The 219-nt window shown below is 55.7% G+C and carries 1 rRNA gene; it reads right to left on the bottom strand.

From position 1 onward, the window contains the following. Positions 1-219 (bottom strand): 23S ribosomal RNA (locus GNP95_RS25635); the annotation flags it as partial.

Here is a 219-nt window from a genome sequence, read left to right as displayed (position 1 = left end):
CTTCTCGCCTACCTGTGTCGGTTTGCGGTACGGGCACCTTCTCCTGGCTAGAGGCTTTTCTTGGCAGTGTGAGATCATGACCTTCGGTACTGTAAATTTTCCCTCCCCATCACAGCCCAGCCTTACGGTGTGCGGATTTGCCTACACACCAGCCTCACTGCTTGGACGAGCATCCATCAGCTCGCGTCACTACCCTACTGCGTCACCCCATCGCTCATA

This window comes from Paenibacillus woosongensis, assembly GCF_009725165.1.
Classification (GTDB): domain Bacteria; phylum Bacillota; class Bacilli; order Paenibacillales; family Paenibacillaceae; genus Fontibacillus; species Fontibacillus woosongensis.
The sequence above is the reverse complement of the archived record's forward strand: the minus strand, read 5'-3'. Positions and strand labels throughout refer to the sequence as shown.